Origin of the sequence: Aliidongia dinghuensis, assembly GCF_014643535.1 — a bacterium.
In the GTDB taxonomy this organism is placed as follows: domain Bacteria; phylum Pseudomonadota; class Alphaproteobacteria; order ATCC43930; family CGMCC-115725; genus Aliidongia; species Aliidongia dinghuensis.
Window position 1 is genome coordinate 327,497 of record NZ_BMJQ01000001.1, and the last position, 14,821, is coordinate 342,317.

The window sequence follows — 14,821 nt, forward strand, 5'->3', positions numbered from 1 at the left end:
TGAAGCGGCGTGACGTCGTGTCCTCCATTGCTTGTTCAGCATCAACCACTTGCGGCGCCGATCTACCCCTAAGCGCCTTTCGCGGCAATTCGCTCAGGGCCTGGCGCGACGGCAACCATCGCAAGGAGGGCTCGAATATGGCCGTGGGCGGGTACTTCGTGTGGAGCAAGATGCAGGCGGAGGCGGGAGAACTGCTAGCCAGCATCATTGCTCGCAAGGAGGCCGAGCGGGTGTCCGGCGGCGGCCTGTTCTTCTGGGGCATCGGCAACAGCCTGGGACAGGCGGTGATCGACGCCGCCAAGCTGAATGGCGGCTCGCTCCCGGTGATGTGGTCGGTGATGCGTTCGCGACCAAGAGCCATAGACGTCGCTCCTGCCGAAGTCGTCAGGTGGACGGCCTATCTCGATCGCGAAGGCCGCGAGTATGAGGTACCGCCGCACGTGACGGTGACCAGCCGCCGTAGCGGACGGAGCCATCATTTCGCGCTGGCGTGCTGCTCCGCGTCGCCGTTGATCCTTGGCGACCACGGTCCCTTCGATCCGTCCCGGTGCACGACGCGGTCCGGAAAGGCGCCCGGCGCGTCGCAGGTCACGGCACTGCTGAGCGGCCCCTCGGAACTTGGCCAGTCCGGCGCCCCGTACCGGATAGCCTTTCGCGCCGAGTTGGTGGCGCCGTGGGCCGTGCGGCTGGTGCGGCCGGTGCCATTCGCCCTGCCTACGGACGGCGCCGCGCGTCGATGAAAGTCACGCCAGGAAGCGTGTCGTATCCGTCCGATGAGTGCCGCAGTGATCGCTTGGATTGAGCCGCCGCTTACCCGTCCAAGACCTCGGCAGGCGCGGGGAGGCGGGGCTAGACGTCTGCGGCAGCGCGCTCACCGGCATTATGGCCGCCTGGTGATCTTCGGCGACGCGGGGGGCTGATCGATGCCGTTTTGGCGCAAACGCCTCCCTCGCGCTTAGGCGTGCCAGCTTCTCGACGCCTAACAGGACACTTTGATTGTTGGGAGCAGAGGCGTTTTTCACTCTGTCCCGGCAATAAAATCCTTCATGGATTGGCTAAAAATCCTTGTGTGAAGGATTTCGCGCGGAGAAAATTGGTAGAATATGGCGAAATCCTTGAAAGGATTCGACGTTGAGTCTCGCGTCGTGTCAACATTATGCGAGTTTAATTTGAAATTGTCCGGACAAAGCGCGGTTGACAGCTCGTTACAACTGTGTATGTGCTTGTGCTTGTTTAGCCGTTGGCTGGAGTCGTGTCATGTGGGGCGTGGTGAATGGGCTGATAGACGGTCGGATGAATGGGGGCGCGGGCGGGGTGGCTGGGCGGGGCCGAGCCTGCGGCGTTTTGCAGCGGCGCAGCTTGGGTTTGTTTGATTTGTTCATTTTGTTCGCGAGGTGAAGGGATGGGGCGACCGGCGGAGTTTTCGGATGACCAGATCATTCAAGCGGGGCTGGAGCTTGAGAGAGAAGGCGGCGGAAGGCTCGTACCGCCGAGCGTCATCCGCGACCGCCTAGGTGGCGGCAATACAAGGCGCATCGCACAGATCTGGGGCGCTTTTCTCAAAAATCGCGAGCTTGAGGCGGCTCGGGCGAAGGCGGCTAAGGCAGAATTGCCGATGGCCGTTCGGAGACTCCTGGATGATGAGCGGTCGTCATTGGAGGGACGGCTGGTCGTGCTGTGTGGCGACATTTACGCAGCTGCGCAGCAGGAGCAGCATGCCCGGCAGGCAGTCGATCTGGAGGCGCTGAAGCGGGAGTTGGCTGAATCTCAGCAGAAACTCGATGCGGCATACGCTGATAACGACGCGATGTTCGAGGCCAAGCGGGCCGCGGAGACCGCCATGGCGACGATGACCGCTGAGCTGGCGGAGCAATACCGACGGGCCGACCGGGCGGAGGGTCAGGCGGCGGCGATCGAGGGAATGCTGACCGCGGCTCGGGCCGAGAACGCGCAGCTGCTCGAGCGGGCAGCTCGCGCGGAGGCTGCGCTGGACCGGCTAACTCCACGCGCTCCGGGCGAGGCGGTCCCTGTCGGTGCCAATCTTGTCGTCGGGCGCGCTGACCTGAGGAGCGGCGCCTGAACAACGCGCTGCCCAGGGTCATTTGACAAGCTTCAGCTTCGGACCGGATTTCTCTTCGTTGGCGGGGGCCGCCCTCCGCGCCGGATTGAGTTCGGGGTCGTCGAGAGCTTGCGCCAGCAGTTCTTCCAGCAGCGACCCGCTTTCGGCGGCGGCCAACGCGCTCACGACGTTCTTGATCAGCTTCACTTGGGTCAACGTCAGGTCCTGTCGGCTTTCGCCGATGGTCATGTACAGCTTCCTGACGGCATTGAGCTGGTCCCGATTTGACAGACGGAAGTGTTTCATGAGCGCCATGTCGACATAATAGCGAATGGTGGTCGTCACCCTGCTATGCCCAAGGGCTTCGGCTAATCGGTCAAGCACAGTGTTCTCAACCGCTTGACTGAACCGGTATCCATGAGCCATCAGCGTTTCTTCAAGTAAATCGTTTGCATACATCGTTGCGAAAAATGCGCGAAGGCGATGGCCGCTGCCGCCAATGCTAAGCGCATTGAAGGCGCGCTTCATCATGTCGCCGATCGAGCCAGGCTCGAACGGCCCCTTGGTCTTCGACGACAGAAACAGCTGTGTCGGCCGCGTGGAAGACACTCGGTCCCTCAAAAGACTCACTTGCTCTATTCGTACGGTCCAAATCCCGATATTCAGCAGGTCCCGCATCAAAGCGGCAGGAAACGGCGCATCCCGGACCTTCCCGCCTTTGCCGTCGATCCTGACATAGAAGCGCTTCCGCCCGCGGGCCTCGAAGGCATCGATAGCTGCAAGGATGCGCGAGCGCTCTGCCGAATTTGTGCCAAGCTCGTCAAGCGCGTCGGGTTCATATTGTCGCCCGCCAAGGATTCCTTCGCGACGCAACGACTCCAGCAGCGCGGCGATCGACAAATCAGCGACCTCTAAGGCACGGCATCCGCCTTCGGCCATGCAACGGGCCATTAGCCATCGGGCCTCGGCCTGGAGTGCATGCATCCGCCCGGCGGACAGGTGATTGCGGCGGGTCGAGATGACGTCCGCGCGTGATCGCAGATGTGTGAGAACTTTCTCGACCTCCATTGGGTTGGGCGTTGTACGCCTCCAGCCTTGGTTTGCTATGTGCTCGGAGCCGCTCCATATCTCTCGCTCGCCGCTGCGCGGCGAGATCATTGTCTTGGAGGTGATCTGAAACGGGGACTCGGCCAAGAGCTTCTCAGGGCCAACGAAGACTCGGTGAGGCCTCAAGGATTCGTCGAACCGCATCGCGCGAGGCAGCAGTCTGTAGAATTCGAAGACATTGTGCAGCTTTCGCTCGACCTGGCGCTTCGAAATCTTGCGGCGTTCTATTGCCGGGCGATGGCTCTCGCGCCATTGCGCGAGCGACAGATCGGTCGCCTCGGTCCAATGGGAGCCTCGATTGGCGAGGAAGGCCAGGAATTGACGAATGTCGTACGCAACCAAACGCATGGAAGAAATCTTCTTGCGCTTAGTTCGGGCAAGCCATCCGAAAAACATCAGAACGGGTTCGCATATCGTGCCGTCCAGCCAACGCAGGACTGGCAAATTTGCGCAACGCTCGCCCGCCCAGAAGAAGTCGGCATCGGCAAGCGTCAGCCGGAAGTCGGAAGCCACGATAGCTTTTGAAGTCGTCATCGACGGGTAATCGGCACGGCGCCGACCCTCTGCTGGAGTTGCGCGATCTGATCAAGGAGCTCCGCGTTTTGCCGCTCGAGATTGGCGATCACGAGGTCCTTTGCGTCGAGCTCCACCTTCATGCGGATCCGTCGCTCGCCTCTGCGAACGCGGATGACCTCGAGCGCGTCGTGGAAGCGGGCTAGCAAGGCGGCGTTCCGGCCGCCGGGCGCGTCGACCTGCGGATCCGACCATGACCACAGCTTGGATGAGGGATCGTGCCACCGGCGAAGCTTGGCCCGGTCGGTCGGTATCGCGTCGGCATGCTCGCGGGCGACGCCGACACGGCCGTAGAGCTCGAGAAGCTCGACCTTTCGGGCGAGCGAGGTGCGTGTCCTTGCTGCCTTCTGGCTCGGGTTGAGCCGTTTAACCTGCTCGCTGGTGAGATCGCAATCCCAGGGAGCAGGGCTCGCCGAATTCATGCGCGGCCTCCGACTGCGGCCCTTGCGGACTGGACTGCGTCCTTCAGCCCATGAAGCTTGGCCGTCGCCGTTTCCTTCAAAGAAGGCGTTGCGGCGCGTTTCGCGGAAACCTCGACGCTGGCCACGGCGTCGTCGATGACGAGTTGGTTTTCCGAGAACGCCGCGCAATGCACGCATCTAAGACAGACCAGCAAGTTGCTGAAGTTGAAGTCCGGCCGCTGGTCTGGTGGTTGCTCGCCCTGGTCAGCCGACGAAAACAACCGGCTGGCCCTCTTTTCCTTGAGGCATTCCGCCCGTTTGAGATCTTCCTCGTCGCCCGGCTTGCATCTGCACTGGACAGCGCGTCCCGGCACGGGCTCTACGAAATTGTCGTTTGCGTACTTGTGTAGTTGCTTGATTAACGGCGGGCGGATGGCGGCCGGGTCGTTCGTCCGAGATCCGAGACGCACCTGCGCCGCCGCCTTCTCGACCATCGCGTCGAGATCGGCGTAAAGACCAGCCGCTCCGAGGCCGATCGGCTTTTCTTTGCCGTCGTACATCTCGAGCATGCGAGAGACCACGTATTCGCAACGGACCTCGTTGAAGATATCCCCGCGCCCCTGCAATTCCTTGAGCCGATCGCGGGCGTCGGCGAGCCAATTCCTGTCTTCGTCGGTTTGAGCGGCGAACGCCATTTGAACTCTGGCTTCGATTTCCTCCCGCAAACGCGCAATTTGGCCCGGCAGGATCTCGTTTACGTAGATTCTTGTCATTTCCGGGTCGAAATGTCTGAGGAATTGGCTTAGAGCGTCGAGCGATGCAAACCGGTTTCCGTGGTAGTAGAGGATCGCGAACGCACGCCTAAACATATGCATCTTTAGGAACCAAGTGGTTCCAGGTTCCGAAGGGGTAAGGCCGTTGATTTCGGCGAATCGAACCAAGAGGTCGTTCGGCACAAATCGGATGAATGGACGTTCCTCACCTTCATTTTTCAAAGCTTGGAAGAGCCACGGCTCCCCGCTGAATTTGCGAGCCTCCCGGCTGAGTTTCTGAAGCACTGTGATCGCGGACTTTACGAGAGCAGGCACCGGAATGAGGTCGAGATCCCGCTTTGTCTTCTCGATGTATGCGGACAGCTCGTAGATGCCGCGACGGCTTTCGATCAGACATCCGCGTCGAAGACTCTCGATTTCGCCGTCGCGCCGAGCCGAAAAGCCAGCGATGACGATCGCACAGGCGGTCATTAGAAGCTTCACTGCCTCCGCGATGGAGATTCGTCCCACGGCCTCGGAAGACGGGCGGCTGCGGCCGATATGCCAAGCGAAATATAGAGGCGGACAGCCAGCCCGAGCGGCTGCGTCGAGCATGGGGGTCAATTCCGCCCGGAGCCGTGCCTGCCGCCAAGAGCTTCGAGCACTCCTCAACAGAGAGTATGCGCGAAGAATCGCTTTGGAGAACTCCAATACCCACGTTGACGCCGAGGCGAGGAGTACAAAGTAGTCAGGAGGAAGCAACGTCGTCGTCCGCTTCCCGCTTGTTCCAATGGTGCTTGCGATCACATATCGAGATTCGTCGCGGAACGGATTGAAGGTGAGAGGATCATGGGGGAGTAGGCCGCGTTGGCTCAACTGCGTGATCAGTTGCCAAGGTTTGAGGCTCGCATTGATGTTTCCGGCGCTGCGTCGTGAAATGGCAGGCGTTTCGCCGCCCTCGCACCTCAAACTAGCTGCCAGAGCCGTCGCGTTGATATTGTCGAATGCCTCGAGGCGATCCAGCAGTTCGAGCCGAAAATTTACGGAGTTCGAGAGAGCTCTTTCCGGCACGCCGAGCTTTGCTGCCAGCGGTACCCATGCGATCCGTGGCTTCTTGTTGACGTAATAGATCGGAAGTGAAAGGTTGCCTGCGAGGCTATCGGCGACCAATGTGTCCAATCGTGACGCAATTGGTACTAAGTCTAACAGCTCGGCCTCTTTCAGTCTCTCGACGAAATCCCTAAAGTGTTCGAACTTGATGTCGCTGTTAAAGGAAATTCCCAGACCCTGTCGCCAGCGGAAAAGCCAATCGACATTCAGTGATAATTTATTGGCTTCATAGGATCCAACCGGTGGCCCAGCGATGCCGAACGACAGCGAATTGATTACGACAATCTTCTTCGAAACATTGTCAAATACCATGGACGTGTCTGACAGTTTGACCGAATTTACGTCAACGACAGTCTCAAACGAGGTCTCTATTTCTGAGTTTCGCTTCTTCGATCCATCGTGACTAGAAAGTAGCCAGCAGTTATGCTGAAGATCTCGCTCGGATTCTCGGAACCAAACTGGCGATGTGAAACTGGGCTTAGTCGCCAGGACGCAACCGGGGACGGCGTACATCGCGAGAAGGCGCGCCACGTTTGAGTTGTCGTACTCGATTGAGCTTACTGCGGCATCGAGCATCGCTCACACCTCCATCACTACGGGGAGCGTAATCTGGCAGGCCTTCAGGTCGCGATGAGCGGCGCGGGCCGCCTTGAGGTAAGCTGGCCACAAACCCTGGGCCCTAAGCGCTCGACCGAACGCTTTGGCGATGGCGAGCAGCGGCAACACCTGGACCGCCCATCTGGCCAGCCCGATTCGCTTTCGGCACCTACGCAGGGCGAGGTGGGTGAGAAACAACTCTCGTAAATTTTCGAACGTGGGTTCGAAGACCAGCAGACCGTTTTCAGGTTTCCCGGCTGCGATCCCTTCGAGGCCGATCGCAGCGGCGATACCGGCAAAGGATGCGAGGCGCCTGTACCATTCCATGTCCGCAGTAGCCAAAGACAGACATGCCGCCGCGTCCGGCCTCTCTTTTAGTACAAGCGCCTGGACGGCATTTTGGTGAAACCGGATTTGTAGGTTGAGTTCTTCGCGCACGTCGTTCGAGTTCAGGTAATGCGGCATCAGTACGCCGGTTCCCGTGTGAGAAGCGAAGGGTCGAACACTCGCCACTGATCCAGTCGCGTGTAGCTTTACAGTTAGGAATGACTTCCGAATTGCCATAAGCGTAACCCCGTCACGCGAGAGCACGCCCGAGGATGGGAAGTGTGCTGTGCGGAGGGTTGCCGGTCGTATGCCGTATCGGGGCGTCAGGTTGACAAAAAAGCGGTCAGCGCAAGCCTCCGCGACGTCCAGGGGCCGAATCGCATCCGTCATCTTTGAGTACCGCTCCAAAAGCGAAAGCAAGGACGTGTCTTCCGCTTTTGTGACCAACTTCACTGTCAGATAGTCCGAGCTTTGCGTTGACGATCCGTACTCTTGAAGGAATCGGCCCCATTCCTCCTTGGCTGCCATGTACGCCAATCCCGTCAACGGTTCACCTCGCTCGAGATAGACGACAACCTCGTGGTTCGCTCGAGTTTTGAAGCTTGAGATGATTGCTTCCGACCCCAGGACTATCTCTTCGGGTGTTCTGAACACGTATGGATTGCGTGGAAGATCCTTAATCGGCTGACGGTTCCAGCCTGAGTCGGTGCAGAAGACGATCATGATTGCATTGCTGGCGGGCAATGTTGGCCCAAGAAGGCCGAGGATCATGCTGGAGAGATGAAAGTTATTTATCCTGTCGGTGGAGGAATACTTGGCATCCAGCACGCACGAGCATCCCGCGTCTCTCCACGTATCCGGCAGCAGGAGTTTGTCTCTAATCGCCTCAAGCTCGCTAGGCCAACGGCGGTTCGCGCCGAACAGGGATGTCCCGGTGGTGATCCAACTGTGACGTTCCGCGACGATCGCCGTCTTAATTGCATGCCAAGCTTCGGGTGATGGGCAGTCGTGAGGAGGCGATCCTTCACCAAGGAAGTGCTGTCCGGCCTCAAAGCGGTGTTCGAACTTCTCGAACTCTTTGACTGCCTGTTCGCGAACCAAATTCAGTGCTTCTCTTTCGGCCTGCGCACCGACCAATGACGCAAGCTCGAGCCAACCCAGGCTGCCGAGGGAACGGACGTCCCCGGTGAACTCGGGAAAAGAGATCAAGCGGCGCTCGAATGGAGGGAATCGTGAATCCCCAAGCTTTCCCAAGAACTCGAGCAATCGAGAAACGGTGCTGCAAAAATGAGACGCCGTCTTCCCTGTAAATCGTGCTGCTAAGTCCTCATGATGGCCTCGCAACCCGGAGACAATCATCTGAACGTACTTCTGATCGGTCAGACTTGGCGCCCGATCGCCTTTCAAGGCGTCTACGATCGGAGAGGCAAACGGAAAGGCGGCTTTCCCCGCCTTGGATTTCAGGAAGCCCAGGAGGTGCCGGAAGGCGCGCTCGGTCATAGCAGGGTCCTTGCGGGTCCTGATGATTGCCTGAACGTCATCGCCGAGCTTGACTCCGTAGAAGGCGGCTAGGTTTTCCCAACGAGGCGGAGGGCTTTTCAGGTTTTTTTTGCCTGCGTTCGTGGCGTGCTTACTTGCCGTGTTCCTTTTAACGTTGGGTCTGGTGATGGTCACTGTAGTAGAACTCCGACACGTGCGCCGAGTGCGATCTTTATTTTGCGTTTCAGGCGCGGCAATTTTGAAAAATCTAGCGCATTCTTCGCGTTAGCGGTGTTGTGTGTCGGATGTTATTTTGCGATTCCTGCAATTTCAAATGAAAACGTCATTTTAATCTAAGTAATATTTGTTTATTATTTAGATTTATTTTTGAGTGGCGCTGTCAGATATTGATATTGTTCGGTTGCGTCGCGAGGTGCGGGGCCGCTCCTCCGCGGCCCCGCGCTCGTCGCCGTGCCAGGCTTCGGTAGTTGCCCGGTTCAGAGTTTGCTCGGCGCGGGACACCTGGCGCCGCTCTCGCCGAGATGCAACAGCATTCCTTGGGCGAAGGAATAAGATCGGATTACGTAGTGCCGCGGACTTCGTGGCTTTTGCGGCTTCCTGCGGAAAAGCTCAAACGCGAAAAAGCCCGCAACGGACGCAGCATGGCGCGCCGAGGAACGTGATGCCCTGCCAGCATTGGGCGCACAGCGCACCTTGCGTCTCGACGGCGCCGCCGCAGGCGAGGCAGCGCGGCGGCAGCAGCGCATCGAGCACGGCCCGGCCGGCGGCGAGGACGCGGCGCCGGGCGCCGCTCCATCGCGCTGGATCGACCGAATCGCTCATGTCCATGGGCATCGCTGGAGATCGTCGAAGATGTCGCCACTCTGCGCGTTTCGCTGCGAACGGGCAAGCGCGGGCCAGGGCGCCATCTCGGCTATTGACGATTGTCGACAATCGACTATCATGACGTCAACAAAACAGGAGCCGTCATGAAGTCCGTCGTCAAGCAGAGCGCCGAGGCGCAGGCGATAGCCATTCTCCGCGAGCAGCTGTTGACCGGCGTGATCGCGCCCGGTGCTCGCCTCACCGAGATGGATCTGGCGGCGTCGCTGCAAATCGCCCGCGCCACGGTGCGTCAGGCCCTGCACCATCTGGCGCAGGAAGGGCTGATCGTGCTCATCCCCTATACGGGCTGGATGGTCGTCGATCTGACGCCGACCGACGCCTGGGAGCTGTACACGCTGCGCGCCGCCATCGAAGCGCTCGCGGCCCGGCTCGCCGCTGAGAACATGACGGACCTCGGGCAGAAGCGGCTGAAGGACGCCATGGCGGCGCTGACCAAGGCCGCGCGTTCCGGATCGCTGCCCGAGGCGGCCGAGGCGGATTTCGCGCTGCACGAGGCGATCGTCGGCCTCGCCCAGCACCGGCGGCTCGCCGAGCAATACCGCATCGTGAGCCAGCAGGTCCGCATGTTCATCGCGTCCAGCGACGCGCTCGTCTCCGGTGCGGCGCTCATCGATCAGCACGCACCGATCGTCGATGCCATCCTGGCCGGCGACGGGGTGCGCGCCGCCCAGCTGTCGGAACAACACAATGTCTCGGAAGGCGAGAAGCTCGTCGCCCATCTGAAAGCGCACGAGGCCGCCATAGAGCATGATGGGCGGCCGGCGTGACCCGGCCCTAACGCTTTTCACCATCCCCGGAATTCAGCCAACGCGGCCGCGCTCGGCCGTGACAGGAGGAGTCATGTCCGCAGAGAAACGTCGTAGCGCCCAGCAATTCACCGGTATCGAGCGCTCGTTGCAGCGCGCCTGGGCGAAGGGCGCCGGCCTCATCGACGAGGAATTCGCGCGGCCGATGATCGCGGTCGTGAACACCTATCAGGATTTCTCGCCGGAGAATTTCCACCTGCGCCAAGTGGCGGAAGCGGTCTCGGCCGGCGTGCGCATGGCCGGCGGCACACCCTGCCAGTTCAACACGTTCCACGTCACCGACAGCGAGACCTTCGCCTCCGTCGGCATGCGCTACGTGCTGCCGAGCCGGGACGTGGTCGCCGACATGATCGAGCTGATGGTCGAGGGCCATCGCTTCGACGCCATGGTGCTGATCGGCTCCGGCGACAAGGTGATGCCGGGCATGGTGATGGCCGCGGCCCGGCTCGACCTGCCGGCCATCATGCTCTATGGCGGCCCGACCGAGGCCGGCGTCTACAAGGGCCGGCGCGTGTTCCTCGAGACGGTCTACGACGCGGTCGGCGAGCATATCCGCGGCGCGCTCTCGGCCGAGGACCTGAAAGGGCTCGAGGACCATCATTTCCCGTTCTCGGGCGCCTGCGACACGGCGACCTCGGGCAATACCGCCGGCATCTATACCGAGGCGCTCGGGCTGGCGCTCCCCGGCTCCGGCACCCTGCCGGCCGGCAGCAACTACCAGCTGCGCGCCGCCAAATACACCGGCATGCGGATCATGGATCTGCTGGCGGCCGATCTCCGCCCGTCGAAGATCCTGACCCGCGACGCGTTCGAGAATGCCATGCGGGTCGGCATGGCGGTCGGCGGCTCGACCAACATGGTGCTGCATATGATGGCGATGGCGAAGGAGGCCGGCGTCGACGTCACGTTCGAGACCTGGGACGCGCTGTCCCGGACGACGCCGACGCTGGTCAAGCTCGCGCCCTCGGGGCCCTGGGGCGTGACCGAGCTCAATGCTGCGGGCGGCGTGCCGGCCGTGATGAAAGCGCTGGGCGACCGGATCAAGCGTGACGGGCCGACCGTGTCCGGCAAGACGGTGGGCGAGATCGTCGACGGAGCCGAGATCGCCGATCCGGAGGTGATCCGGCCGGCGGGCGACCCGATCGAGCCGGAGGGCTCGCTCTTCATTCTCAAGGGTTCGCTCGCCCCCGGCGGTGCCGTGGTCAAGGCGTCGGGCGTCGCCAAACCGATGTGGCGCACGGTGCTCGGCGCCCGCGTCTTCGAGGACGAGGAAAGCGCCATCGACGCGCTCAGGGCCGGTGCGGTCGCACCCGGCTCGTGCGTGATCATCCGCAACGAGGGGACGAAGGGCGGCCCCGGCATGCGCGAGATGCTGGGTGCCACTTCAGCACTCATGGGGGCCGGGCTGGGCGAGACCAGCGCGCTCGTCACCGACGGCCGCTTCTCGGGTGCCACCCACGGACCTGCCATCGGCTATGTGACGCCCGAGGCGGCGCGCGGCGGCGTCATCGGCCTGGTCGAGGACGGCGACCGGATCGCGATCGATCTCGCCCGGCGCACGCTCGACCTGCTGGTCGAGCCGGCGGAGCTCGACCGGCGCCGTGCCGCCTATGTCCCGCCCGCGCCGCGCGTCAAGCGCGGCTATCTCAAGTTCTATGCCGACCATGTGGCGCCGGCGTCGGAAGGCGCCGTGCTGCCGCGCTGACGGCTCGTGCAAGAGGAGGCCTTCATGACGGAAAATTTCGGTACCAAGCCGGAATGGCTGACGTTCGATTGCTACGGCACGCTCATCCAGTGGGACGAGGGGCTCATCGCCGCGGTCGAGCGGATCCTGGCCAAGCAGGACGCGACCGTCGATCCGAAGCGGTTCATCGAGATCTTCGACCGGCACGAGCATGCGCTCGAGCACGAGAAGCCGCATCGCTCGTTCCGCTCGGTCACGGCGGAGAGCCTCGGGCGCACCATGGCGGAGCTGGAGCTCCGCCACGAGCCGGGCGACGCCGAAATCCTGACCTCGAGCATCTCGAAGATGCCGCCGTTCCCTGAGGTGGTGGCAGCCCTCGGCGCGCTGAAGCGCATGGGCTTCAGGCTGTGCATCGTCTCCAACACCGACGACGATATTATTGCCGGCAACGTGGCGCAGCTGGGCGGCCACATCGACTGGATGATCACGGCCGAACAGGCGGAGGCCTACAAGCCGTCGCGCGCGATCTTCGAACATGCCTACCGGGAACTGGGCGTCTCGAAGGACGGGGTCGTGCATATCTGTGCGAGCCCGCATCTCGACCACGCCGCGGCGCGCGACATCGGCTTCCGCTGCCTCTGGATCGACCGCGGCACCGGCCGCAAGCCCTTGGCCGACTACACGCCCGACCGGACTTTCGCGACGCTTACCGAAGTGCCGGCGTTCTTCGCCGAGATCGGCTGGGGGTGAGTCCGGGCACGCTTGGCAGGGGCACGCTTGGCAGTAGAAGGCGGCCGGTCCATAGTCCGGCCCGCCATGAGTGACGATATCATTGTCTTCGACCAGACGGCCGTGCGCCGCCATCGCGAGCGGGCGGCGCTCTACCCGGCCGAGAGCCGCTTCCTTGGCCAAGCGGTCCGCGAGCGGCTGGCGGATCGCCTCCACGACGTCAAGCATCGCTTTGCCCGCGTGCTCGACCTGGGCGTCGGTGACGGCGGCACGGCCGAATTGCTGGCCGCGGCCGGACGGTCGGCCGAGATCGTCTCGTTCGACCCGGCCTGGCGCTTCGCCCGGCGGCACGCACCGGCCGTGGTCGGCGAGACCGAGGCGCTGCCGTTCCGTGCCGCGAGCTTCGACCTGGTGGTGAGCGCGCTCGGGCTCCACTGGACCAACGACCTGCCGGGCGCCCTTCTGCAGCTGCGGCATATCCTGAAGCCCGACGGGCTCCTGCTGGCCGCACTCTACGGCGGCCGCACGCTCTCGGAGCTGCAGGAGGTGCTGATGCAGGCCGAGCTCGACGTGTCGGGCGGCGCCGCCCCGCGCGTCTCGCCCTTCGCCGACGTGCCCGACTGCGGCGCGCTGCTGCAGCGCGCCGGCTTCGCCCTGCCGGTCGTCGACAGCGAGACGCTGACCGTGACCTATCCGCATCTCTTCGCGCTGATGCAGGACCTGCGCGCCATGGGCGAGACCAACGCGCAAGCCCAGCGCCGGCGCGGCGGCAGCCCGCGCGCCCTTTTCCTGCGCGCGGCCGAGCTCTATCGCCAGCGCTTCGGCGACGCCGAGGGTCGCATCCCGGCGACGTTCCAGCTGATCACGCTCACGGGCTGGGCGCCCGCCGCAAGCCAGCCCCAGCCGCTGAAGCGCGGCAGCGCCGCCCAGCGCCTGGCCGACGCGCTGGGCACCGAGGAACGGCCGTCCGGTGACACGGTGCCCGGACGGGCGTGAGAGACACTCGCTTGACCGGGCCTCACTTTCTTCTCCTCTTCGCCCCTGGGGCGGAGAGGGATGTCATCACGCGAACTTCTTCGCGAGGCGGCCCAGCACATAGTCCCAGGCGTCGTTGAAATAGAGGTAGAGCTTGTCCCAGTCCGCGCCCTGGCCCCAGCCGGCGTGGTCGATGGTGACGTCGACCTGGTCGCGGCCGATCGGCTTGAAGCTGACGATGACCCAGGTGCGCTGCTGGCGGAGCGGCCCGAACTTGGGCGGCGCGTTCCATTCGAAGCTGAGCATCCGCTTCGGCAGGTAGGAGAGGATGCGCATGCCCTCCGAGCCGCGGGCGGGCGCGGTCTTGTCCGGGTTCCACAGGATCTCGAACGGGCCGCCGATCCTGAGATCGATATGCGCCTCCGCACCGGCGAAGTCGGTGAAGCCCTCGCTTGTGGTCCAGGCGTGCCACACGGCATCGATACTGCCCTTGACCACGACATGCTTGTGCAGCACCCGGTCGCTCGGATTGGCGACATAGTCGCGCGGCAACGGCCCTGGCCGTTCGAGCGCCAGCTGGAACGGCTCGACGGATTTGAGCGCGAAGGCGCCGGCCTTGACCGCCGGATCGCTCTCGGCGAGCACCCGGGCGGCGTCGAGGTCGGCGGCCTTGAAGACGACGAGGCCCTGGGTCGGCGGATCGGTCGGCCCGGCCAGGATGAGGTCGCCGTCGCGCAGCATGTCCTTGAGCCGGGCGAAATGGGCGCCGATCGCCTGTTTCTCGGCGTCGGTCATCCCGTCCATCAGGCCGGGGCGCGGCGTCACGATGTAGAGGAAGGTGCCGGGCTGGGTGCTGGCGGCCTGGGTGTTGGCGGCCTGGGTGTTGGCGGGCTGAGTGCTGGCGGGTTGGGGCGGCGGCTCGGCGGCGCTGAGGGGCGCCGCAGACGCCATGAGGGCGAGAAAGCCCGGCAGGAACGGCAAGCATGCCCGACGCATGGTGCCACCTCATCGTGGAGGGCGGATCGTCGGGCGAGTGTAGGCGAGCGGCGGGGTGCGGTAAACGACAGGGCCGAAGGGGTTAACGGCTCAGAGGTTCCACATGTCGACCGGCGACGGTGCCGCGGCAAGCGGCGCCTGCGCGTCGACGGCCGCGGGCACGGCCGGCGACGGGGCGTTCGCGCGATGCTGCCAGGCTTGGGCGATGCCGACCGCGGCGATGGCGGCGAGCGCGAAGACCGCGGCACGCGCGAAGGCGGGCAGGGGAGCACCAACTGACAATACGTGGTTCATCATCCCGTCTCCTGGTCGCCATCGAC

The 14,821-nt window shown here is 63.0% G+C and carries 13 protein-coding genes; 6 read left to right on the forward strand and 7 right to left on the reverse strand.

The annotated features are described in order from the left end of the window. The first annotated feature begins 137 nt into the window (after positions 1-137). A complete protein-coding gene (locus tag IEY58_RS01620) occupies positions 138-740 on the forward strand; it encodes a hypothetical protein (protein ID WP_189041737.1) in 603 nt (200 codons plus the stop codon). Positions 741-1,402: 662 nt separating this feature from the next. Then, a complete protein-coding gene (locus tag IEY58_RS01625; RefSeq protein WP_189041739.1) occupies positions 1,403-2,080 on the forward strand; it encodes a DNA-binding protein in 678 nt (225 codons plus the stop codon). Positions 2,081-2,098: 18 nt separating this feature from the next. Here the strand turns inward: IEY58_RS01625 and IEY58_RS01630 are convergent, their stop codons facing one another. The 5 genes from IEY58_RS01630 to IEY58_RS01650 all read right to left on the reverse strand — a co-directional run bounded on the left by IEY58_RS01630 (position 2,099) and on the right by IEY58_RS01650 (position 9,248). After that, positions 2,099-3,700: a site-specific integrase gene (locus IEY58_RS01630; RefSeq protein ID WP_189041741.1), complete on the reverse strand. Its 1,602-nt coding sequence runs from the start codon at positions 3,698-3,700 to the stop codon at positions 2,099-2,101. Next, positions 3,697-4,161: a hypothetical protein gene (locus IEY58_RS01635; RefSeq protein WP_189041743.1), complete on the reverse strand. Its 465-nt coding sequence runs from the start codon at positions 4,159-4,161 to the stop codon at positions 3,697-3,699. The genes IEY58_RS01630 and IEY58_RS01635 overlap by 4 nt, the downstream gene beginning before the upstream one ends. Continuing rightward, positions 4,158-6,578 (reverse strand): site-specific integrase, encoded by a 2,421-nt coding sequence (locus IEY58_RS01640; RefSeq protein WP_189041745.1) that lies wholly within the window; start codon positions 6,576-6,578, stop codon positions 4,158-4,160. The genes IEY58_RS01635 and IEY58_RS01640 overlap by 4 nt, the downstream gene beginning before the upstream one ends. A gap of 3 nt (positions 6,579-6,581) precedes the next feature. Continuing rightward, positions 6,582-8,426 (reverse strand): hypothetical protein, encoded by a 1,845-nt coding sequence (locus IEY58_RS01645; protein ID WP_189041747.1) that lies wholly within the window; start codon positions 8,424-8,426, stop codon positions 6,582-6,584. Positions 8,427-9,035: 609 nt separating this feature from the next. Next, positions 9,036-9,248 (reverse strand): double zinc ribbon domain-containing protein, encoded by a 213-nt coding sequence (locus tag IEY58_RS01650; RefSeq protein WP_189041749.1) that lies wholly within the window; start codon positions 9,246-9,248, stop codon positions 9,036-9,038. Positions 9,249-9,394: 146 nt separating this feature from the next. On the opposite strand from IEY58_RS01650, the gene IEY58_RS01655 reads away from it, so the two are divergent. The 4 genes from IEY58_RS01655 (at position 9,395) to IEY58_RS01670 (ending at position 13,526) form a co-directional block, all read left to right on the forward strand. Continuing rightward, positions 9,395-10,078, forward strand: a complete 684-nt coding sequence (locus IEY58_RS01655) for a GntR family transcriptional regulator (RefSeq protein ID WP_189041750.1) — start codon at positions 9,395-9,397, stop codon at positions 10,076-10,078. A gap of 73 nt (positions 10,079-10,151) precedes the next feature. Next, positions 10,152-11,822: a dihydroxy-acid dehydratase gene (gene ilvD / locus IEY58_RS01660; RefSeq protein WP_189041752.1), complete on the forward strand. Its 1,671-nt coding sequence runs from the start codon at positions 10,152-10,154 to the stop codon at positions 11,820-11,822. Positions 11,823-11,846: 24 nt separating this feature from the next. After that, the gene (locus tag IEY58_RS01665; protein WP_189041754.1) at positions 11,847-12,551 is read left to right on the forward strand and encodes a haloacid dehalogenase type II; all 705 of its coding nucleotides are present in this window, start codon (positions 11,847-11,849) and stop codon (positions 12,549-12,551) included. 66 nt (positions 12,552-12,617) lie between these two features. Then, complete coding sequence (locus IEY58_RS01670; protein WP_189041756.1) at positions 12,618-13,526, forward strand: methyltransferase domain-containing protein; 909 nt, start codon at positions 12,618-12,620, stop codon at positions 13,524-13,526. A 66-nt stretch (positions 13,527-13,592) separates the two neighbouring features. Here the strand turns inward: IEY58_RS01670 and IEY58_RS01675 are convergent, their stop codons facing one another. Both IEY58_RS01675 and IEY58_RS01680 read right to left on the reverse strand, forming a co-directional pair. Beyond that, complete coding sequence (locus tag IEY58_RS01675; RefSeq protein ID WP_189041758.1) at positions 13,593-14,501, reverse strand: SRPBCC domain-containing protein; 909 nt, start codon at positions 14,499-14,501, stop codon at positions 13,593-13,595. Positions 14,502-14,591: 90 nt separating this feature from the next. Further along, on the reverse strand, positions 14,592-14,798 hold the full coding sequence (locus IEY58_RS01680) for a hypothetical protein (RefSeq protein ID WP_189041760.1): 207 nt from the start codon (positions 14,796-14,798) through the stop codon (positions 14,592-14,594). Positions 14,799-14,821: the final 23 nt, after the last annotated feature.